The organism is Brevibacillus sp. FSL K6-6036 (assembly GCF_037964015.1).
GTDB classification, from domain to species: domain Bacteria; phylum Bacillota; class Bacilli; order Brevibacillales; family Brevibacillaceae; genus Brevibacillus; species Brevibacillus borstelensis.
The window spans coordinates 637,150-656,959 of sequence record NZ_CP150173.1 but is presented as its reverse complement, the minus strand read 5'-3'; the positions used below and the strand labels follow the sequence as shown (position 1 = coordinate 656,959).

Sequence of the window (19,810 nt, the reverse complement as noted above, 5' to 3'; positions counted from 1 at the left end):
GATGATATGGGTTTGATCAAACCAATTCACGAACGATTCAATTTCATTTAAACATAATTATACGCCATTATCAACGGGAATTAACAAATATACCTTCGACAAACGTTCGGGAATTATTGTATAAAAACATCATTTTCTCTCTTAATATTCGTTTACATTACATCCACACCAGCTTTACATTCCTTCACTACAATGGAAATGGGACTATCTGACTACGCAATTTTTCAGGGGGACAAACATGATCAAGAGACAATCCGTTTTTACGCCTCTCGCAGCTCCATTCGCCCGCCTGCACAGGAACATACGGCTACAGACAAAGATCACCGTTCCGCTGCTGTGCCTGCTGCTTTTTTCCTCCATCATCATCGGCGGCGCGTTTTATTCCCAAGCCAAACAGATGATTATCTCCCAGATGGAAGCAAGACTGGACTCTGAAACCGAAAAGATTACGGAAAAAATCGCGCTGATGAAGTTCACGTTTGCCTCCGACGACAAAACATACAAAAAACGGCTGCAGTACGAGCTGCGACAGCAGCAGGCCGGTCTGGCCCAAAAAGGATTGGACATCCAGCAGTTTGTGGTCCGTGACGGCCGTTTCGAACCGATTGAAAACATTACGAAACGGGCGATTGACTTTCCCGGGGAGCTCGCCGCGCAAATACAGGCCCAGCGCTTTGGCGTTACCCATATAAATGCAGGCGGGGCCGTACATACACTGGCTTTCAGTCACTCGCCCGAAGAAAATTTCATCTACATCATTGCCGTTCCGCAAAAGCAGTACCTCGCTCCCCTGGACCAAACAGGGAAATTTATCTTGTTTACCATCGCAGTTTGCCTGATCCTTTCCTTGATTCTTTGCTGGTTCATTGTTCGCGGCATCACGGCACCCTTTCAGACTCTGATTGCCAACATGCGCCGGGTTAGCTCCGGAGATCTGACCCAACGGACCGACCTCAGCCATGAAGGGCCGGAAATCCGCTCCATCGCAGACAGCTTCAATCACATGGTCGAACAGATGGCGGATATCGTGACCGAGATCAAGCGGATGATTGTCGAATTAAACAGAGACGGTCATGAAATTCGGCTCGCTGCCGAGGAGGCCGGAGAGCGCTCTTCGCTGTTGGCCCTGCGCCTCGATACGGTGAACAAGGGCGTCGAGGAAACGGCCAGCTCCACAGAATCTGCCACCGCCTCTTTTCAACGGATGAAGACGGACATGGATGAACTGTTTAAGGAGATCGCCTCTGTCCTTGCATCAGGAAAAGAGATGGAGCAAGTGGCGCTCAACGGCCAGGAAAGGATCGACGATCTAACCTCCATGATCCGCCGCTTTTCCGGGAGATACGAGCAGCTTTACAACCGGATGTCCGCCCTTCGGGAGCAGTCTGAATCGATTGGAGCCGTCGTCGGGCTGATCCAAAACATTTCCAAGCAGACAAAGCTGCTGGCGCTGAACGCCACGATCGAAGCGGCAAGGGCAGGTCAATACGGCCGGGGCTTCGCCGTCGTCGCGGACGAAGTAGCCAAGCTGGCCGGGGAGTCGGAAACAGCAGCGGTCGAAATCTCCCACATGATGCAAAGCATCCGGGGTGAAGCGCACTCCGTTTCTGCGGAAACGACAGAGGCTGCCGGACAATTGCAGCAAAGCATGGAAAAGCTGCACGAAGCGGAGAAAGCCTTTCTTCTGCTCAGGCAGACGATCGACCGGACCGCCGTACAGCTGGAGGCTGCAAGCAAAGGCTTGTCCGGTATCTCAGATGATTTGGATGAAGTCGATGCTACACTCGAAACGTTCGTCGCTGTCTCCCAGGAGACCAGGACAAGTACGGAAGAGATGCTGCACACGTCCAGGGAGCAGCTGGCCTCGATCGAAAAGTCGCGCAGACTGGCAAGCGAACTGTTGGCCCTGTCTGGCCGCCTGCATGAGCTGAGCGACAAGTTTCGGGTTGCGTCATGATAATTTCGCTTCCAACTGCAAACAGTAAGAGGGAAAATGGACAGATCGGGAGGGAATATCATTGCGGGATACCTATATTCCGGTTACTTCGGCGGCAAGCGGCATCGGCCAGGAGATCGCCTCTGACGTGTTTGCCCTTTGCATACAGGTCGTAAACCTCTGCTTTGTCGGAGAACCTCACTCCGGGCAGTGGGTGCTCGTCGATGCCGGGATGCCCAAGTCGGCTCCCGACATTGCGGCTGCGGCTGAAAAACGCTTTGGCTCGGGAGCGCGACCAAAGGCAATCGTCCTGACCCACGGCCATTTTGACCACGTCGGCGCGGTGATCGATCTGGCCGAGCGGTGGGATGTCCCTGTATATGCCCACGAGCTGGAAAAGCCTTATCTAGATGGCACCTCCGATTATCCCGAACCGGATCCGGGCGTAGAAGGAGGTCTGGTCGCGAAGCTGTCGCCGCTGTTCCCGAACGGAGGCATCGATCTGGGCAGCCGGCTGCAGACCTTGCCGGCAGACGGAACCGTTCCGTTTATGCCGGGGTGGCGCTGGATTCATACGCCCGGCCACTCCCCCGGCCATGTCTCTTTGTTTCGGGAGCAGGACCGGGTGCTGATCGCCGGGGATGCTTTTGTCACAGTGAGACAGGATTCTCTCTATAAAGTGCTGACGCAAATGACCGAGATTACCGGCCCGCCCCGGTACTTTACGACTGACTGGGAGGCCGCCCGGGAGTCAGTGGCAAAGCTGGAAGCGCTGCGTCCGTCGATAGCCATCACGGGTCACGGTCTGCCCGTCTCGGGTGAAGAGCTGGCAGAAGGACTGGCGCGGTTGGTGCGCGACTTTGACAGCATAGCGCTTCCCGATTACGGGCGGTATGTGCCTGAGCGCTCCGTTCAGACCGACTCTGCGGGCCAGGGGGATCATGCGCTTTTTTAGCAAACAGAAAAAACGCGGGGAATTTCCCGCGTCAGATTCAAAAAGCCCCTTTCGGATGGTCTTACCCCTGTCAAGTAGACAGACTTTAATAAGCCCTTTCATTTCAATGTTAGTTAAGCTGCTTGAGCTCGGTATTGTACCGGGCTCAGGTTGTTTAAGCGGGTCTGAAAACGTTTGTGATTGTAAAAACGAATGTAGTTATGAATGGCGTTCTGTACTTCTTCATCCGTTTTGAAGTTGTGTAAATACAGACACTCTGATTTCAGATGGCTGAAAAAGCTCTCGATACAAGCGTTGTCCAAACAATTTCCTTTTCTGGACATACTCGCCGTGATGTTATATTGTTGGAGTAGTTGGTTATATTGTCGGGATGTGTATTGGAATCCTTGGTCGCTATGCAACAGGACTCCGTTCACATCTCCTTTTTTTATGGCAGCCTTGACCGTATCGATCACCAGCCGCAGATCGTTTCTTTTGCTCAACTTGTAGGCAACAACTTCGTTGTTGAACAGATCGTAAATAACAGATAAATATAGTCGACGTCCGCTGAAAATTACGTAAGTAATATCGGTTACCCATTTTTCGTTCGGACGTGAAGCAGTAAATTCACGGTTCAGTTTATTTTCGGAAATCACGACCTTCTCTTTGTGGCCGAAATGTTTTCGCTTCTTCCGAATACAAGCCTGGATGCCTAGTTCTCTCATGAGCCGATACACCCGCTTATGATTCACGTGAATCCCATACTTTTGACGAAGCCACACCTTCACTCGCGGATAACCGTATATTTTGTTTACCTCTTGATGACACTCCAAAATCTTTGTCTTCAAATCCTCATCCTCCACCAACTTGCTAGACAGACTCTGTTGTCGGGCTACCCACTTGTAATAACCACTTCGCGAAACACCTGCGAGAGAGCACAACATAAGAATCGGATATCTTTCAGACAGTTCCTTTATAATGGCGTAGGCTTTGGCTTGTTCTCTTTGATTCTTCACCGCCTTTCGAGTCCGAGCCACTTTTTTAGATACTCATTTTCTGCTCGTAACCGAACATTTTCCTCTTCCAAACTCATGGGGTGTTTCCGCGGCCTTCCTTTCCGAAATCCTCTGGACTTGCCTCGTTTTTCTTCAAGCCCCTCCAGCCCTTCATTCTCAAAGTGTCTGACCCATCTCATCACGATTTTATGACTCGGTATACCAAGCTCTCTTGCGATTGTGGTGCTTCCAACTCCCTCTTCGAAATAGAGCCGAACAGCTTTTTCTTTGATTTCTTTGGAATAAGTCGTACGTATTTTCCCCATAGAAAAATCCCCTCCAAGTAATGAAGTGCACCCCTTAGAATGGACATTGGATTAAACCCCTGGTAAATCCGATGAAATTTAAGGGGTGCATTTTTTATGGTGAAAAAGGGGCAAACGTTTAGAAGTTATTCTCACGAATTAAAGGTGGAAGCCATACGACTGCATATCGAAGAAGGATGGACATACCGTCGAATCATGGAGCATCTGGGGATTCCGGACCGCCACCGGCTTAAAGTATGGATGAAAAAATATAAACAGTTAGGCGAATTTGGGTTGATGGATCAACGAGGTAGACGTGAAGAATATGTTGATCAAGATCGATATGTTAAAAAGCTAAAACGAGAGAACTCGATGCTAAAAAAGTGTTTGAAAATCTGGATGCGGGAGGTGCAGCCCATAAGTATGAGGCGATCAAGCAAGTAGCTGGTGAGTATACGACTAGTGAACTTTGCAAGCTGTTTGGAGTCTCAAGAAGTGGATACTATGCATACTTGAAACGGCAACAAGCGGACCGGGACAAGCCCGTGAAAGACCTCATCAAAGTAGTTTATAAGAAGTATGATGGTAAATATGGGTATCGACAAACCCAGCTGTTTCTCTTACGAGATCACGGGGTATGGGTCAACCATAAGAAGGTACTACGTCTGATGCAAGAAATGAAGCTCCGTTCTCGAATACGCCGCAAATATCGAGGTCACTATGCTTCAACCGAAGGTGGACGAGTCGCTGAGAATGTGATGCAGCGGAATTTCAAAGCGGATGCACCTAATCGAAAATGGGTAACCGATGTCACACAGTATCGTGTCGCGGATACGTGGCTCTACCTGTCTGCTATTAAGGATTTGTTTAATAATGAGATTGTGGCTTACCACATTGGAGTTCGCAACGACAATCAGTTGGTCCTACGGACCTTTGAGAAAGCCTTTAAAAAGACGAAAGACGTGACTGGACTGATCGTTCACAGCGATCAGGGATTCCAGTACACGTCCTACGCTTACCACGACATGTTGCCGAAGGTTGGCGCCCAAATCAGCATGTCTCGGAGAGGCAACTGTTATGATAATGCCTCGATGGAGAGCTTCTTCTCGCATCTCAAAACGGAAGGGCTCTACCCTTATGATATCCGAAGTGTGGATGAGGCACAAAGGCGAATTGAGGAATATATTCAATTCTACAACCAAAGTCGACCACAACGAAAATTAAAAAGGCTGACGCCTGTTGAATTCAGACGTCAGCTGTCGGTCTAACGGTCGGGTTTTTTCTTACTGTCCACTAAATGGGGTCTTGACCATAAACAGTAAGGGACTTGCTTTTTCCTGTCTACTTAAAGGGGATAATATCAGGATGAAACGGGGCTTTTCAATGGTTTAGTATGAATCTGTTTTGATTACAAATCCAAATGGGTGTTCTTGATCATCCTTATAGGCATTGATTCGAAAACCTCTGTAAACTGTTTTACTCTTCTTAGGATTCGAATCCAGCGCAGAAGCGAAGTGCTTCTCTAATTTGAATTGATAGTGATTGTCTTCATGGGTATAGGGCACCTCCTTGATCTCTTTATCCGTATATAATTGTTTCCCCTCTGAATCGAGGAGAACGTCCAAAATCGCTATATGATCGAATTCTGTACCGCCAAAATCAATGGTAACTGTCTCGCCGCTTTTGTAGTATGCAATCTCTGGATGAACCGTTGGATCAAACGCAAATGTGAATTGGTCTTTGAAATTTTGTACACCTTTCAAATCATGCAAGGGAAAAGTATCCTCTCCGATCATTATATTTTTTGCCTCTTTCCCGACTGGATTCTCAACGACTGCACTGTTTTCTTCCTTCGTCTCAGAGGCATCCCCGCATCCGCTGATTCCTGCCAGGATCAAAGCCACTAGCAGGAAGCCTTTGAAGCTGTTCATTTTTTTCATCTCCCCTTCTATTAATTTATTCCGAATTGAAATGAGCCCCTGCGATAAGTCTGGCGACCTATCTGTTTCGATTGCGTCCCACGATATCCAAAGCTGTACCGTTACCAGAATCATGCTCCAGAATTTTTTCCGAATTTCTATGGCTTCCTCGCCACTGATGTATTGTCCCGGCAGCTCGTGAAACAGCAGGAGATATTCCAGAAGCTCCGGATCGTCCGGCGACAACTCTGCTGCCTTTCACGTGTGAGAAAGAGCCGACTCATAATCGCCCTCATAATGATTGAGTGCCATCGTTCTCCAAGCCCGCTCCCTTTTTGTGATACACTATCTAATAGAAAGAATGCGTGAAAGGATGGGATTTGTCATGTTGCCGTTTGAATTGTCGTTTCCGACTCGCATATTGTTTGGAACCGGGGAAATCGCAAAGGTTGGACAGGAAGCAAAGAGTCTCGGGCAAAAGGCGCTGCTCGTCACCGGCGGAAGCTCCGCAAAGCGAACGGGCTTGCTGGACAGAGTGCAGGCCTTCTTGAACGAACAGCACGTTTCCCATGTGCTCTTTGACAAAATCGAACCGAATCCCCGTACTTCGACCGTCGATCAAGGAGCTTCCCTTGCCCGCGAGCACGGTTGTGATTTTATCATTGCCCTCGGCGGAGGTTCGGTGATGGACGCGTCGAAGGCGATCGCGGCTGCCGCTTTATCCGGCCGCCCGATTTACGATTACATGCGCGGAAATCCGAGCGGAACCGCAAAGGATCTGGTCCCTGTACAGGAGGCCTTGCCGCTCATGGCGATCCCGACAGTCGCGGCGACCGGCTCCGAAGCCAACAACATCAGCGTACTGACGCACTGGGACACACATGAAAAATCGTCGATCAACGGGCCTGCCCTGTACCCGCGGGTAGCGATCCTGGACCCCGCCTTGACGTACACCGTACCCGCGCATGTGACGGCTGAAGCGTGCGCCGATATTTTTTCGCACATGTTTGAATCGTATTTGATCAGCGCCCCGGGCACACATGTGCAGGATGGAATCACCGAGTCGCTCATCCGTCTCGTCGTCGAGCACTCGCTGACAGCGATTCGCCAGCCGGATCACGAAGAGGCCCGTGCGACGCTGCTATGGGCCAGCACCCTTGGGATCAGCCCCTTTGCCATCGGCGGACGCGGGGCAGGCATGCCGCTCCACCAGATCGAGCATCCCCTGAGCGGCCATTACGACATGGCTCATGGACGCGGGCTGGCGATCCTGTCGCTGCCTTATTTTGAGCAGATCATTCTGCAAGACCGTCCGGAACGGCTGGCGCGAATGGGACGGGAATGCTTCGGCGTATCCGAAACGGATGAGCTGGCAGCAGCGCGGGCAGCGATCAAGGCCGTACAACGTTGGTATGAGGCGATGGGCATCACACAGCGTCTGTCCGATTTCGGCGTCGACAAACATGCTCTGGAGGAGCTCGCCCGCGAGTCGATCGTCATTGGCGGCAGAGGAGCCGGCTATCTCCCAAGCTCCCGCCCTCTGTCCGAGCAGGATGTAATCTCCATCTACGAAGCATGCTTGTAAACGCCTGACGCTGGCGTTCGGACCAGGGCCGCTTCGCTATGCATACCTCACGAGCGGTTTTTTAGCGGCCCGGTAAATCGTAAATATGCTCGTCCTAACGACTGGCACGGCTGTTTCGGCTATGCGATAATATGATGGATAAAAATTTTTTTACTATGGAGGTTACACACAATGGCAGATCCGCGCATTAACGAGCTAGCCAGTCGCCTCATCCGTTACTCGCTCAACCTGCAAAAAGGGGAAAAAGTCCTCATTGAAAATACCGGCATCCAGGTGCCGCTGGTGCGCGCACTGGTGCGGGAAGCGTTCGCTGTAGGCGCACTCCCTTTGGTAACGCTGAAGGATCAGGAGATTTTGCGTGCCTTGAAGCAAGGGACAAGCAAAGAGCACATGGAGCTGATCGCCAAGCATGAGCTCGCCCGCATGAAGGACGTCGATGCCTACATCGCCGTTCGCGCTTACGACAATATCAACGAATTTGCAGACGTGTCCGAAGAAAAGATGGGCCTGTATTCCCGCCACTGGTATCAGCCAGTTCACACGAACGAGCGTGTACCGAACAAGCGCTGGGTCGTGCTCCGCTACCCGAACAAATCAATGGCCCAGCTGTCCAACATGAGTCTCGAAGGCTTCGAGGACTTCTACTTTGATGTGTGCAACCTGGACTACTCCAAAATGTCCAAGGCGATGGACCCGCTCAAAGCGCTGATGGAGCGCACAGACCGCGTCCGGATCGTCGGACCGAAAACGGACCTGTCCTTCTCGATCAAAGGCATCCCCGCGATCAAGTGCGACGGAAAGCGCAATATTCCGGACGGCGAGGTATATACCGCACCGATCCGCGATTCTGTGGAAGGAACCATCTTCTACAATGCCGCCTCCAACTACCACGGCATCTCGTTTACCGATGTCCAGTTTACGTTCTCCAAAGGAAAAATCGTCGAGGCCACCAGCTCCAACACGAAGGCCCTGAACGAAATCCTGGATACGGATGACGGTGCCCGCTATATCGGCGAATTCGCGATTGGCTTTAACCCGCACATTCTGCACCCGATGCTCGACATCCTGTTCGACGAGAAGATTGCCGGCAGCTTCCACTTCACCCCCGGCAATGCCTACACCGTGGCAGACAACGGCAACCGCTCCTCGATTCACTGGGATTTGGTGCAAATCCAGCGCCCAGAGTACGGCGGCGGTGAAATCTGGTTTGACGATGTACTGATCCGCAAAGACGGACGGTTTGTCTTGCCGGAGCTGGAAGGTCTGAATCCGGAGAATTTGGTGTAAAACTTTTTTACACAGCAGAAGACTGCTCGCTTGAGGTGGCGAGCAGTCTTTCTTATTCTCTTTCTTCTCCGTTTCTTTTGGCTTTTTTCGGGCCTTTTGCTTTTTTGAGGCCTTTTTCTTTTTTGGGGTCTTTTTCCTTTTCGGGGGGTCCTTTGCCTTTTTTTAGCTTCTTTAGCTCTTTTAGCTTTATTGGCTCTTTTGACTCTTTTGGCCCTTGAGGCCCGCTAAGGCCACTTTTGCTTTATTCCTTCCCTTCCGTCTGAACCAGCTTGCTCCCTTGACTTACCTGCTCCTCCCCCGCGCTTGCCTCTGACACCGCACCGGGAAACATGCTTGCCAGCTTCTGATAGGTCGGCGGAAACTCTGCCTGGTAGCGAAGGTAGGTGGGAATCGGGTAGCGAATGCCGCCCCGGTTCGTACCCTCCAAGCCCTCGACCAGCTCCGCCGCGTCGCGGAAATGAAAGCTGAAAGCCATCTCGTGATCCTGTGTTTGCGCAAACAGCCTGTCGCCATAGCAAGGGACGATCACCTGCGGCTCTCCGGTCTGCAGCGGCTTGATCGCTATATCGGCGCAGTCGGCCCGGCTGGAAAACGTCGACGGGATCGATCCGCCCCGTTTGTACAGCATTCCCGCCACCAGACGCATGACTTGGGCGGAGTTTCCGTAAATGACGACCACGTCCGGGTCAAAAGGAGCACGCTCCAGCGGAAACGAGACGTAATACCCGCTCTCTTCCCGCGAAAGCTTGGGTACATCCTGCTCGCTTTTGGCGCCAGCCTCCAGAGAATCCGTGTACATGCCACAGGCGAGATGACCTTCGGAATAAAACGGAAGCTGCTCCTCATAGCCGAATGCCACCTGGGCGATCGGACAGGAGAGATCCGCGCCGTTCATGGCAATCGTCCAGCCGTAGCGACGGGAAAAGCTGACCGCCTGGCAGATGGTGATGAGATAGCCCAGATCCTGTGACGGGCGCTTTGCTTTTGCAGGCAGCTCGCTCTGGCTTTTGACAATTTTAATCCCCACCGGAAAAGTGTCAGGACGAATAAACGATTGGATGGCTTCACGCAATTGCTGTATGCTCATAACTTTTCCCCCCGGTCGCTTTTTTTGAATATTTCTGCAATGTTAGTCAAAAAACCTGTTTCTTCCCCACAAATTACGGGATGATGCCAAAACATATGCACATTACAGAATTGTAAGGTGAGGGAAAGGTAAATCGATTTATTGTCGGCTGTTTGTATAGTACCTTTGTTAGTAGAGAAAGTTTGACACTTGGTGGAGGAAACGAAAGAAATGAAGAAGTTGGGGATTGTCGTAATAAGTATCGTATTGTTGCTGCTGACCGGCTGCGGGCGCCAGTCCTCCCCTGAGCAGGTCCAGGGCCTTGGAAAGGCTGAGGCTGCCGCCATCGCCCAAGCGGCGGTGAAGAAATTCTTTCAAGCCGAAGTAGATATAGAGGACCGGGAAGTGACTTTGGAAGATCCCGACTCCTTGATTGACAGCGATACGCACCAGCCTATCTACCGAGGAGTGCCCGTCCATGCCGTTCTCAAGCGAAAGCCGCAGGACGGAGAAATCGCGGCCTTCCATGCGGTTATAGACCCAAAGACGAAGCAAATCCTTTCCCTTTCCATAGATCGAATGAACAAACAGACAACACAGACAACATCGCTGTCGACCGAAGAGCTGGAGCGGATCGCGGCTGATTACGTCCGCTCTCGGGCGCTTTTGAGCCCGCAAGCCGTGAAATTGGTGAAGTGTTCTCCCGTCAGCACGGGCGACCGAAAGCAGTACTTTTATTTTACAGACGATCAGTATACCGTGGCTGTCGGGGTTGATACAGAATCGCGGCAGATCGTAACCTTTACGTTTGACTGACGGCTCCCGGAGGGCCGTCAGTCGTTCACTTTCCAATAGCGATCCTATTTTTTTGAAATCCACGGCTCGATAAGCGCATTTACCACAAAGTCTCATCACCTCTCCTCTGCACTACGCATCCTGTACAGAAAAAAGGACGCGACTGCTCGCGCCCCCTCCCTTTTACTTTGTTTACCACGACGCGATGCAGCTGTCCGTCCGCATGTCGGTCCCGCCGATCAAGACGCCGTTTTCATCCCGCCAGATGATCTGGCCGCGGCCAAATCCGCCGAAGCCCGTCACCCGCTTGATGTCATGGCCCTTTTTCTTCAGCTCCTGTGCGATCTGTTCGGGAAAATGCTGCTCGACCTCCACCGTTCTTCCTTCCACCCAGCGCCATCGCGGAGCATCCAGGGCGGCCTGCGGATTCAAATGAAAGTCGACAGTGCTCATCACCACCTGCACGTGACCCTGCGGCTGCATGTATCCGCCCATGACCCCGAATGGTCCAACCGGTTTCCCGTCTTTGGTCAAAAAGCCAGGAATGATCGTATTGAACGATTTTTTCCCCGGCTCCAGCCGATTGTCGTGCGCGGGATCAAGCGAGAAGTTGTTCCCCCGGTTTTGCAGAGCAATTCCCGTACCCGGAACGACAATCCCTGATCCGAATCCCATGTAGTTGCTCTGGATAAACGAAACCATATTTCCCTCGCCATCCGCTGTCGCCAGGTAAACCGTACCGCTGGCAACCGGTTTGCCGGGTTCGGGTATTCCGGCATGCTCCCCGATCAGGCTGCGGCGGTACACTGCATACTCCTCGGCCAACAGGTCCTCCACCCTGACGCTCATCCTGTCCTCCTGCGTGATGTAGCGCAGTCCATCGGCAAAAGCCAGCTTGATCGCCTCAATTTGCTTGTGGCAGGTTTCGGCCGAATCCCTGGCGTCAAAATCGAAGCCCTTCAGCATATTCAGCGCCAAAAGCGCGACCAGCCCCTGACCGTTCGGCGGTATTTCCCACACATCGTAGCCTCTGTAGTTGACGCTGATCGGCTTGACCCACTCGGGCCGGTACGCAGCCAAGTCGGCCAGACGAAGATACCCGCCAGATTCGCGGGAAAAGGCGTCGATCCGCTCAGCCAATTCCCCGCTGTAGAAGCTTTCTCCCTCGGTCTCGGCAATCTTCCGAAGCGTCTTTGCGTGTCCGGGCGAGCGCCAGATTTCCCCTGCTTTCGGAGGACCTCCTGCGGGAGCAAACGTGGAAAACCAATGGGCGAATTCCGGGCCCGTACAGAGCTGCTTGAATTTGTGATAGGCCACTTCCCAAAAATGAGCGAGTGTCGGCGACAGCGGATAGCCTTGTTCCGCATAGTCGATTGCCGGCTTTAGCACGACTGCAAGCGGAAGCCTGCCGAATCTTCTGGAAAGCTCGACCCATGCTGCCGGCGCACCTGGTACTGTTACCGGAAGCCATCCGTACGTCGGCATTTTCTCATGCCCCTCCGCTTTTACGGCCTCGATGGAAATGCCGTTTGGCGCCGGGCCGCTTGCGTTTAAGCCGTGAAGCGTGCCTTTCGTCCAGACAAGCGCGTACGCGTCGCCGCCAATCCCGTTGGAGGTGGGCTCTACGACAGTCAGACAGGCGGCGGTGGCAATCGCGGCATCGATGGCATTTCCGCCTCGCTTCAGCATATCAAGTCCCGCCTGGGCCGCCAGCGGCTGCGAGGTTGCCACCATCCCGTTTCTGGCATAGGCTGTCATCCGGCGGGACGCATACGGGTATTCCATCGGGTCAAAGAATGTCATAAGACGTGCTCCTTTCAACTGGTCAGTTGATAAAGAAAAACCCGTACGCCATCGCGAGCAGAATAACCAGGGCGGGATGCAGCTTCCACTTTTCCAAGAGGAGAAAAGCGGCGACCGAAAGGATAGCGGTCTGCATCCACCCGATCCCTTCGACGGCTCCGAGCAGGAACTCGTAGGTCATGATCCCCAGCAGCACCGTCACGATCGGACGAACCGATTGCGTCATCGCCTTTACCTGGGGGGCATCGCGAAACAGGTTGAGAGCGCCGAGCAGCGCAATCATGGCGATAGCTGTCGGAGCTACGGTAGCGAGAAGGGCGACCGCCGCTCCGGGGACGCCTGCCACCTGGTAGCCGACATAGCCCGCCAGCTTGGTCGCGATCGGGCTGGGAAGCGCATTGGCGACGGCCAGCACCTCGCCGAACTCCTGCATCGTCATCCAGCCGTAGTGGTCGACGACTTCATTCTGAATCAGCGGGATGCTTGGCGGCCCGCCTCCGTACCCGAGGATGTTGGAGATGAAGAACGCCCAAAACAGTTGCAGGTAGATCATGCTTCTCCCTCTCCTTCCCCTCCGCTCCGCTGCTTGCGGACCGCCCAGGTGGCGTAGCCAAAGGAAAGGGTCAGGGCGATGCCCACCACGATCCCTGGATGCAGATCAAGAAACAGCAAAGCCACTACCGATAAAAGCAAAGCGGCAGCGGCTCCGCTCTTGTTCTTGCTCCCCTGCCAGCCCTTTTGCAGAAACTCCCAGGTCAGTACGGCCGTCATCACAGCAATGACTGGCTGGATCGCCTGAATCATGCCGTATATGCCCGGGGCGTCCTTCCACTGATAGATCACCTGCAGCAGCGCAATCATCGCCAGCACAGTGGGCAGCACCACCGCACAGTTGGCGACCAGCGCGCCCATCCAGCCTTTTACGCGGTAGCCGATATATGCGGCCAGCTTGGTTGCGATCGGGCCTGGAAGCGCGTTTGCCATCGCCAGGTTGTCGGTAAAATCCTCTTCGCTTACCCATTTGTATTTCTTCACGCATTCGGTATAAAACAAGGGGACCATCGTCGGTCCTCCTCCATAGCCAAAAATCCCGATTCGAAAAAAGGCAAGAAACAACTTCCAATAAATCATGCTGTCCTCCCTTTCTGTTTTCTGCCTTCCATTTCAACGAAGATATGTATGAGATGATTTCAATAATTTCAATTCATGAATGACATTCATGCGGACAATACCGGAAATCTTGTTCAGCCTGCCCAGTAAAAAGCCGGACAGCTCCTCGTAATCCCTGTGCAATACCTGGATCATGATCTGATATTCTCCCGAGGTCAGGACGATCTGCCGGACCTCGTCAATAGCCTGCAGCTCGGCTGCCGCTTCATCGAGCCTGCCTGCCTCGACTGCCAACTGGATCAACGATGACAGCGTCAGTCCCGCCTTGGCCGGATTCAGTACGCCGATCAGACTGAGCACTTCTTCCTCCTGCATCTGCTGTACCCGCATCCGAACTGTCTTCTCTGTCACCCCCAGTTCCTTGGCGATCTGGGTAAACGGCAGCCGCGCATTCCCCTGCAAAGCTTTGGCGATACCGTAATCCAAATCGTCCAACTCAAAATATCGTGAACCTTCCAAACTCGTTGACATGCTCCCCCTGCCTTTTTCTACTCGTTTTCGCTTGATCAGCGCCTATCACACGAAGATATGCGCCGGACAAGGACGATAATCAGATTTTTAGTTAGCATAATATGGAACCTGCCCAAGCGCAATATTTTCCCTAAAATTCTGATAAGCCCGCCTGCCTGAACAGACGAAAGCAGGCGCCGCATGCGGAGCCTCTCTCCGCTGCGACGCCTGCATATCGTAGCTCTTGGACGTTACTGCATGGACCGCTTCAGGTTGAACAAGTAGCGGTTGCGAATAATCCAGAAATAGACAAATTGTACGAGAACAAAGCTCGCCAGCACGATCGCCGTCGGCTTTACCACGGACGCGATCATCATCAGCTTCAGAAGGCTGTTTAGCGAGACAAACGCGACGGCACTGTGTACGATGGCCACGATGATCGGAACGAAGAACAGCAGCCCGATCTGCGTCGTCACGATGCGGGAAAGCTCCTTCTCGGAAAGGCCAATCTTTGTTATCGCGCCGTATTGTCTGCGGTCGCTCTCCAGATCAGTGTACAAACGGAAGTACAAGAAGCTTCCTGCCGCTACGAAAAACAGAACGCCGACAAACAATCCGATGAACAAGCTCGTGTTGGCCATTTGCTTCAACTCTTGATAGATCGGAGCGCGGGCTCCGAAGGAATACGCCCCGTCATGCTCCTCGGAAATTTCTGCTTCCAGCTTTTCACTCAGTTCTTTCGTCTCTTTCCATCTGTCCACTTGGTAGAAATAGTTGTGTTCAAAATTGCTCTCTTTTGCTTGGGCATAAACGCTGTCTGCCACAATCACCAACTGATTGCCGCTCAAGGATCTTATTACCGAAAACCCTTCGATACCTCTGGGCTTCAATTGTTGACCGGCGACTGTCAACGAGCCGTCTTCTGCACCGCTTACATCCTCGCCCGGCCAGCGTTGATAGTAGACAGCTTCTCCGTCGCCTACCTGCACCTCATCCGCGTCCGCGGCACGGGCCGCGCGATTGTACTCGGTGACCCCGACAATCGATACCCCTTGATGCTCTTCTTTGTTAACGGACAGGTACTTTGTTGTTACCTCCCATTTTTCAAACGGAAAGCCGGCGTCTTGCAGCGCTTTCTCAATCCTGGCCGTTGTCGCTTCCCGCTGTTTCGCGTCTGCGGTGGTCAGATATTCAAACGCATACGGATTCGTCCTCACGGTTGTCTCCGTGATCGAGGAGGCCAGGGCAGCCAGTGTCCCGATCGCGCAAAACGCCACGGTAGAGACGATACAGACGAGGAAAAACATGCGGGCGTTGTCTTTCATCCGATAAGCCAGGTCAGACAAGGTGACCAGGTTGGTCTTGCTCCAGTAAAAATGTCGGTTGCGCTTCATCAGCCTGATCAAAAATACGCTGAGCTGCGTGAACAGCAGATAGGTCCCGGCGATCGTCAGCGCGATGACTGGAAACATCAGGACCATCACAAACGCGCCTTTGGCCCAGATCGCCAGCGCATACGCCATCACGAGGAGAGCAGCTGCGAGCAGAGACAAGAAAACCGATGCTTTTGGTTCCTGCTTCGGACGCTGGCTTCCTTGCAAAAGCTCCAGCAGGTTGCTTCGTTTCAAAAACAGCACCGTAAAGACGGAGATCGCCACAAACAGGCACAAGAAGCAAACAATGGTCAGCACCATGGCGTCCAACGGAAGATAAAAGGGCAGCGGTTCCACATCGAGCAGGAACCCGGCAAATTGGAAAAACAGTTTACCCAGAACCATCCCGAGCCCGATTCCAAACACAATGGACAGCGATCCGATCATCATGTTTTCCATAAAGATCAGCCTGTTCCTCTGGCCTTGCGTCATGCCGTGCATCATTAAAATGCCGAACTCTTTTTCCCTTCTTTTCAAAAACGCTCCGACACAATAGAAGAGAAAGAAGAAGGCAAACAGAAAAATAATGTACTCCGCCGCCACCATCCCTTGGGCGACAAAGCGGTGAATCTCGCCGTTTTCAACGCCAGGATGGTAGATGAACATCGCGTAGATGAAAAAAATCATCACCGAAAACACACTGCTCAGAAAAAATGCGGCATAGGTTCGCTTGTTCCGGGAAACGTTGTTAAACGCGAATTGACGAAAGGTCATGCGTATTCCCTCCCAGAAGCGACAGCGCATCGATGATTTTCTGGAAGAATGCCTGTCTGCTTTCTCCGCGATACATCTCGTTGTGTAGCTGGCCGTCCTTGATAAAGATGACGCGGTGGCAATAGCTGGCCGCAAGCGGGTCATGCGTGACCATCATCATCGTCGTGCCGTCGTTTTTGTTGATCGTCTCCAATGTTTCCATCACGTTGCGGGATGCTTTGGAGTCTAGGTTGCCGGTCGGCTCGTCAGCCAGCAGGAGGGAGGGCGTATGAATAATCGCCCGGGCGATGGCTGTCCGCTGACGCTGGCCTCCCGATATTTCGTACGTCCGCTTTTCCAGAATGTCCACGATCCCGAGCTTTTCCGCGACGGTCTGAAGCTTTTCGTCCATTTCAGCGACGCTTTTGCCGTCGAGGGTCAGCGGCAGCACGATGTTTTCGCCAACTGTCAGCGTATCGAGCAGATTGAAGTCCTGAAAGACAAATCCCAGCTCTCTTCTGCGGAACAAGGCGAGCTGGTTCCGTTTCAATTCATGCGGATTGGTGCCATTGAGCAGCACCTCGCCCGACGTCGGGGAGTCAATCGTCGAAATCATGTTCAGAAGCGTGGTTTTCCCGCTTCCGGACGGACCCATGATGCCGACGAACTCCCCTTTTTTAATTGTAAAGTCGATGTCGGTCAACGCCCGATACGTGACCCTGCCGCCGTATATTTTGCTGAGGCGCTTTACATGCAGCATATCCATGTGCGCTTCTCCTTTCATTTCATGCCTGATCTTATAGATAGGTAGCATCCTTTACTGCTTACCACTATACGGAAAGCGCGCATGTTCATCCATCGAATTAGCTTTCATCCAGCTTACGTTCTTGTAAGGTTGGCACAACAGCCGAAAAGACGATGCGGACTTTTGTTCCCACACCAACCTCCGACTCCAGCTCTACGGAATGATGAAGGCGTCCGCAGATCTCCTTCACCAAGTAAAGCCCCATACCGGTCGACTCCGCGTACTTGCGGCCGTTTTCTCCGGTGAAGTACGGTTGATACACGCGCTGGATATCCTCCGGCGGAATGCCGATACCGCTGTCCTCTACCTCCAGGACTGCAAGCTGTCCCCTGGTATACGAGCGGATCGTCACCTTGCTGCCCTTTTTGTCCGAGTAGCGCACTGCATTCGTCAACAGCTGGTTTAGCACAAAGGAGAGCCATTTTTCATCCGACTCTACCACCAAGTGTTCATCTACAGCCAGCTCGGGATACACCTGATTGCGTATAAACAGCCGCTTGTTCTCCGACACAACGCTCTGCGCCAGCTTTCTGAGAGACACCGGCTCGATCAGGTAATCCTGCTCAAAACGGTCCAACCTGGCGCTGTACAGAACCGTCTCCAGCCCCCTTTTGATCCTGTCCACTTCTTCACGCACGCTTTCAATCCGCGGATCGTCATCGTCCTGCAGCAGGAGGTGAATGACAGAAATCGGGGTTTTCATCTGATGGACCCACTGCTGGATAAAGGTCGTATGGTCCCGCTGCTTGGTCTCATACGTATGGAGCTGCTCTTTGAAGAGCCGGTACTGGTTTTGGAACGTTTGATCCATCGCCTGTCCGAGCGGAGCATTGCCATGCGTCAGCGTCAGTTCCTCGAGGTTTCGAATTGGCGTGCTCAGCCGCTTGTATACGTACCGGTTGGCCAGATAGCGGATCACTAAAAAGCACCCGGCGAAAAAAACGCACAGGAAAATCGCATAGCTGATCAAAGAAGGATTCCAGTAGCCGTCCAGGCCGAAAATCAGGATCAAGAGGAAGAGCTGAATGAAAAACATCGCCAGAAATGCCCATTGGTCGCGCAAGAACAGCTTCATTCCGCATCCTCCCACGTGACCTTCAGGCGGTACCCGGAGCCGCGGACAGTTTCAATCGCCCCGTCCAGCCCCAGCTCCTTCAGCTTGCCGCGCACACGCGTGATGTAGACGTTGAGCGTATTTTCATCGACGAACTGCTCATCCCACAGCTTTTCCAACAGGCGCTCGCGGCTGACCACCCGGGGATATTGATTGAGCAGCGCCTCCAGAAGCAGTGCTTCCTTTTTGCTCAGCTCTACTTTTTCGTCCCCCATCATCAATTCCATCCGCTCCAAAAACAGCCGCAAGCCTGCTACCTCAACGGTTCGCTCCGTTTCCTGGGGAGCGTACATCCCGTAAGCGCGCCGCAGCTGACTGCGAATCTTCGCCAGTACGACATCGTAATCAAACGGCTTGGTAATGTAGTCGTCCGCTCCATTCTCCAATGCCATCACCTGATCCATCTTGCTTTCCCGCGCGGAAATGAACAGGATCGGACAGTTCGACACCTGGCGAATCTGGCGGCACCAGTAAAACCCGTCAAACTTGGGCAAATTGACATCCAGCAGGACCAAATCAGGCTGGCCCTGGGAAAATACATCCATCACCCGGTCAAAATGGTCCACGTTTATCGTTTGGTACCCGTATTTTTCCAACTGCCCTTGAAGCAGCTGGTTAATCTTCGGATCGTCTTCCACGATCATGATTGTCGACATTGATCATCCGCCTCACTTCCGTCATCTCTATTTTTACTATACCAAAAAAACGGGACAGATCCTGTGATCCATCCCGTTTTTTCTATGCTGCCTCCCGTTCTCTCATACACGAGACATCATTTTTTGCAGCTTTTTGATCCCGCGGAAATGCAGAATTTTTACTGACGCTTCCGTCTTTCCGAGAATCTCGGCAATTTCGTTCATCCTCAAATCGGCCAGGTACCGAAGGGAAATCACATTGCGCTGGTCGGCTGTCAGCGTCTTAACGTTTTTCCACAGGTCTTCATGAGACTCTTGGTTCAATACCCGTTCCTCCGGCAGCTTTTCGCTTGTGACCAGGCTGGAGAACACCTCTTGGTCCGCCGGATATTCCCGTTTTTTGCGAAGGTAGTCGATCAATGTATTGTGGGCGATCCGGAAAATCCATGCCCCGAAAGGATGGCGTCCGTCGTACTGGTCGAGCTTGGAGTACACCTTGACAAACACAGTCGTCGTCAAGTCCTCCACGTCCCAAACATTGCGGACGCGGTAGCGGAAATAGCGGTAAATTTTCGCCGAATATTCTTCATATATGTGCCCGTGGTCGGTTGACTCAAGTTTTCTCACAGTATTCATGGTCCTTGCTCCCGTATGTTCGTTTTTTCCTGTATGAAGGTTCGTATGAATTGTCTTTATTGTAAAAGGCCCGGGAGATTGGAACCATCGAGTTACATTTCATCTTCCTTACAGTTTTGTAAGGTGGGAGCTGCGTTGAAGGCCGGAGAGTTATTCCACTTCACAAACTGGGATTCTCCTTGGACACTCGCTTGCATGGGGCTTAAAGAAATCACTGTTAAGCTGAGGAAGCTTAAAAACGCAAACGTG

The 19,810-nt window shown here is 52.4% G+C and carries 20 protein-coding genes; 7 read left to right on the top strand and 13 right to left on the bottom strand.

Annotated elements, in window-relative coordinates; genetic code table 11:
• Positions 1-238 precede the first annotated feature (238 nt).
• The gene (locus NST37_RS03540) at positions 239-1,957 is read left to right on the top strand and encodes a methyl-accepting chemotaxis protein (protein WP_039070057.1); all 1,719 of its coding nucleotides are present in this window, start codon (positions 239-241) and stop codon (positions 1,955-1,957) included.
• A gap of 61 nt (positions 1,958-2,018) precedes the next feature.
• Positions 2,019-2,891, top strand: a complete 873-nt coding sequence (locus NST37_RS03535) for an MBL fold metallo-hydrolase (protein WP_339186263.1) — start codon at positions 2,019-2,021, stop codon at positions 2,889-2,891.
• A gap of 113 nt (positions 2,892-3,004) precedes the next feature.
• On the opposite strand, the gene NST37_RS03530 is transcribed toward NST37_RS03535, so the two are convergent.
• Both NST37_RS03530 and NST37_RS03525 read right to left on the bottom strand, forming a co-directional pair.
• Positions 3,005-3,886 carry an IS3 family transposase gene (locus tag NST37_RS03530; protein ID WP_339185500.1) on the bottom strand — a complete coding sequence of 294 codons (882 nt, stop codon included), beginning with the start codon at positions 3,884-3,886 and terminating at the stop codon, positions 3,005-3,007.
• Positions 3,883-4,191, bottom strand: coding sequence for a transposase (locus NST37_RS03525; RefSeq protein ID WP_339185498.1), 309 nt, complete (start codon positions 4,189-4,191; stop codon positions 3,883-3,885). The genes NST37_RS03530 and NST37_RS03525 overlap by 4 nt, the downstream gene beginning before the upstream one ends.
• Before the next feature lie 96 nt (positions 4,192-4,287).
• Here NST37_RS03525 and NST37_RS03520 point away from each other — a divergent pair, with 96 nt between their 5' ends.
• Complete coding sequence (locus tag NST37_RS03520; protein ID WP_024985204.1) at positions 4,288-4,614, top strand: helix-turn-helix domain-containing protein; 327 nt, start codon at positions 4,288-4,290, stop codon at positions 4,612-4,614.
• A complete protein-coding gene (locus tag NST37_RS03515) occupies positions 4,554-5,438 on the top strand; it encodes an IS3 family transposase (protein ID WP_155808033.1) in 885 nt (294 codons plus the stop codon). The genes NST37_RS03520 and NST37_RS03515 overlap by 61 nt, the downstream gene beginning before the upstream one ends.
• Before the next feature lie 120 nt (positions 5,439-5,558).
• Here NST37_RS03515 and NST37_RS03510 read toward each other — a convergent pair whose 3' ends face one another.
• Entirely contained in the window at positions 5,559-6,335 is a 777-nt protein-coding gene (locus NST37_RS03510; RefSeq protein ID WP_024984821.1) for a hypothetical protein, read from the bottom strand.
• 139 nt (positions 6,336-6,474) lie between these two features.
• On the opposite strand from NST37_RS03510, the gene NST37_RS03505 reads away from it, so the two are divergent.
• Together NST37_RS03505 and NST37_RS03500 are read left to right on the top strand one after the other, a co-directional pair.
• Entirely contained in the window at positions 6,475-7,674 is a 1,200-nt protein-coding gene (locus NST37_RS03505; protein WP_003389466.1) for an iron-containing alcohol dehydrogenase, read from the top strand.
• A 171-nt stretch (positions 7,675-7,845) separates the two neighbouring features.
• Positions 7,846-8,961, top strand: a complete 1,116-nt coding sequence (locus NST37_RS03500) for an aminopeptidase (RefSeq protein WP_172921209.1) — start codon at positions 7,846-7,848, stop codon at positions 8,959-8,961.
• A gap of 241 nt (positions 8,962-9,202) precedes the next feature.
• Here the strand turns inward: NST37_RS03500 and NST37_RS03495 are convergent, their stop codons facing one another.
• Complete coding sequence (locus NST37_RS03495; RefSeq protein ID WP_039070059.1) at positions 9,203-10,048, bottom strand: DUF169 domain-containing protein; 846 nt, start codon at positions 10,046-10,048, stop codon at positions 9,203-9,205.
• 210 nt (positions 10,049-10,258) lie between these two features.
• On the opposite strand from NST37_RS03495, the gene NST37_RS03490 reads away from it, so the two are divergent.
• Positions 10,259-10,843, top strand: a complete 585-nt coding sequence (locus tag NST37_RS03490; RefSeq protein WP_039070060.1) for a hypothetical protein — start codon at positions 10,259-10,261, stop codon at positions 10,841-10,843.
• A gap of 171 nt (positions 10,844-11,014) precedes the next feature.
• Here the strand turns inward: NST37_RS03490 and NST37_RS03485 are convergent, their stop codons facing one another.
• From NST37_RS03485 to NST37_RS03445, 9 genes are all read right to left on the bottom strand, one after another.
• On the bottom strand, positions 11,015-12,625 hold the full coding sequence (locus NST37_RS03485; protein WP_039070061.1) for a gamma-glutamyltransferase family protein: 1,611 nt from the start codon (positions 12,623-12,625) through the stop codon (positions 11,015-11,017).
• Between the two features lie 22 nt (positions 12,626-12,647).
• Positions 12,648-13,178 (bottom strand): chromate transporter, encoded by a 531-nt coding sequence (locus NST37_RS03480; RefSeq protein WP_024984816.1) that lies wholly within the window; start codon positions 13,176-13,178, stop codon positions 12,648-12,650.
• Positions 13,175-13,756, bottom strand: coding sequence for a chromate transporter (locus NST37_RS03475; protein ID WP_339186261.1), 582 nt, complete (start codon positions 13,754-13,756; stop codon positions 13,175-13,177). Before NST37_RS03475 ends, NST37_RS03480 begins: the two co-directional genes overlap by 4 nt.
• Positions 13,757-13,789: 33 nt before the next feature.
• On the bottom strand, positions 13,790-14,266 hold the full coding sequence (locus tag NST37_RS03470) for an AsnC family transcriptional regulator (RefSeq protein ID WP_024984814.1): 477 nt from the start codon (positions 14,264-14,266) through the stop codon (positions 13,790-13,792).
• Between the two features lie 230 nt (positions 14,267-14,496).
• On the bottom strand, positions 14,497-16,392 hold the full coding sequence (locus NST37_RS03465; RefSeq protein WP_339186258.1) for an ABC transporter permease: 1,896 nt from the start codon (positions 16,390-16,392) through the stop codon (positions 14,497-14,499).
• Positions 16,367-17,137: an ABC transporter ATP-binding protein gene (locus tag NST37_RS03460; RefSeq protein WP_003389475.1), complete on the bottom strand. Its 771-nt coding sequence runs from the start codon at positions 17,135-17,137 to the stop codon at positions 16,367-16,369. The genes NST37_RS03465 and NST37_RS03460 overlap by 26 nt, the downstream gene beginning before the upstream one ends.
• A gap of 97 nt (positions 17,138-17,234) precedes the next feature.
• Positions 17,235-18,251 (bottom strand): sensor histidine kinase, encoded by a 1,017-nt coding sequence (locus tag NST37_RS03455; RefSeq protein ID WP_039070064.1) that lies wholly within the window; start codon positions 18,249-18,251, stop codon positions 17,235-17,237.
• Positions 18,248-18,946, bottom strand: coding sequence for a response regulator transcription factor (locus NST37_RS03450; protein WP_003389477.1), 699 nt, complete (start codon positions 18,944-18,946; stop codon positions 18,248-18,250). Before NST37_RS03450 ends, NST37_RS03455 begins: the two co-directional genes overlap by 4 nt.
• Before the next feature lie 102 nt (positions 18,947-19,048).
• Positions 19,049-19,561: a sigma-70 family RNA polymerase sigma factor gene (locus tag NST37_RS03445; protein WP_003389478.1), complete on the bottom strand. Its 513-nt coding sequence runs from the start codon at positions 19,559-19,561 to the stop codon at positions 19,049-19,051.
• Positions 19,562-19,810: the final 249 nt, after the last annotated feature.

What these genes read in the sequence shown, in the direction of transcription:
- NST37_RS03540 (WP_039070057.1), top strand. Translation starts at nt 239, where the DNA reads ATGATCAAGAGACAATCCGTTTTTACGCCTCTCGCAGCTCCATTCGCC.
- NST37_RS03525 (WP_339185498.1), bottom strand. Translation starts at nt 4,191, where the DNA reads ATGGGGAAAATACGTACGACTTATTCCAAAGAAATCAAAGAAAAAGCT.
- NST37_RS03520 (WP_024985204.1), top strand. Translation starts at nt 4,288, where the DNA reads ATGGTGAAAAAGGGGCAAACGTTTAGAAGTTATTCTCACGAATTAAAG.
- NST37_RS03505 (WP_003389466.1), top strand. Translation starts at nt 6,475, where the DNA reads ATGTTGCCGTTTGAATTGTCGTTTCCGACTCGCATATTGTTTGGAACC.
- NST37_RS03500 (WP_172921209.1), top strand. Translation starts at nt 7,846, where the DNA reads ATGGCAGATCCGCGCATTAACGAGCTAGCCAGTCGCCTCATCCGTTAC.
- NST37_RS03495 (WP_039070059.1), bottom strand. Translation starts at nt 10,048, where the DNA reads ATGAGCATACAGCAATTGCGTGAAGCCATCCAATCGTTTATTCGTCCT.
- NST37_RS03490 (WP_039070060.1), top strand. Translation starts at nt 10,259, where the DNA reads ATGAAGAAGTTGGGGATTGTCGTAATAAGTATCGTATTGTTGCTGCTG.
- NST37_RS03485 (WP_039070061.1), bottom strand. Translation starts at nt 12,625, where the DNA reads ATGACATTCTTTGACCCGATGGAATACCCGTATGCGTCCCGCCGGATG.
- NST37_RS03480 (WP_024984816.1), bottom strand. Translation starts at nt 13,178, where the DNA reads ATGATCTACCTGCAACTGTTTTGGGCGTTCTTCATCTCCAACATCCTC.
- NST37_RS03475 (WP_339186261.1), bottom strand. Translation starts at nt 13,756, where the DNA reads ATGATTTATTGGAAGTTGTTTCTTGCCTTTTTTCGAATCGGGATTTTT.
- NST37_RS03470 (WP_024984814.1), bottom strand. Translation starts at nt 14,266, where the DNA reads ATGTCAACGAGTTTGGAAGGTTCACGATATTTTGAGTTGGACGATTTG.
- NST37_RS03465 (WP_339186258.1), bottom strand. Translation starts at nt 16,392, where the DNA reads ATGACCTTTCGTCAATTCGCGTTTAACAACGTTTCCCGGAACAAGCGA.
- NST37_RS03460 (WP_003389475.1), bottom strand. Translation starts at nt 17,137, where the DNA reads ATGGATATGCTGCATGTAAAGCGCCTCAGCAAAATATACGGCGGCAGG.
- NST37_RS03455 (WP_039070064.1), bottom strand. Translation starts at nt 18,251, where the DNA reads ATGAAGCTGTTCTTGCGCGACCAATGGGCATTTCTGGCGATGTTTTTC.
- NST37_RS03450 (WP_003389477.1), bottom strand. Translation starts at nt 18,946, where the DNA reads ATGTCGACAATCATGATCGTGGAAGACGATCCGAAGATTAACCAGCTG.
- NST37_RS03445 (WP_003389478.1), bottom strand. Translation starts at nt 19,561, where the DNA reads ATGAATACTGTGAGAAAACTTGAGTCAACCGACCACGGGCACATATAT.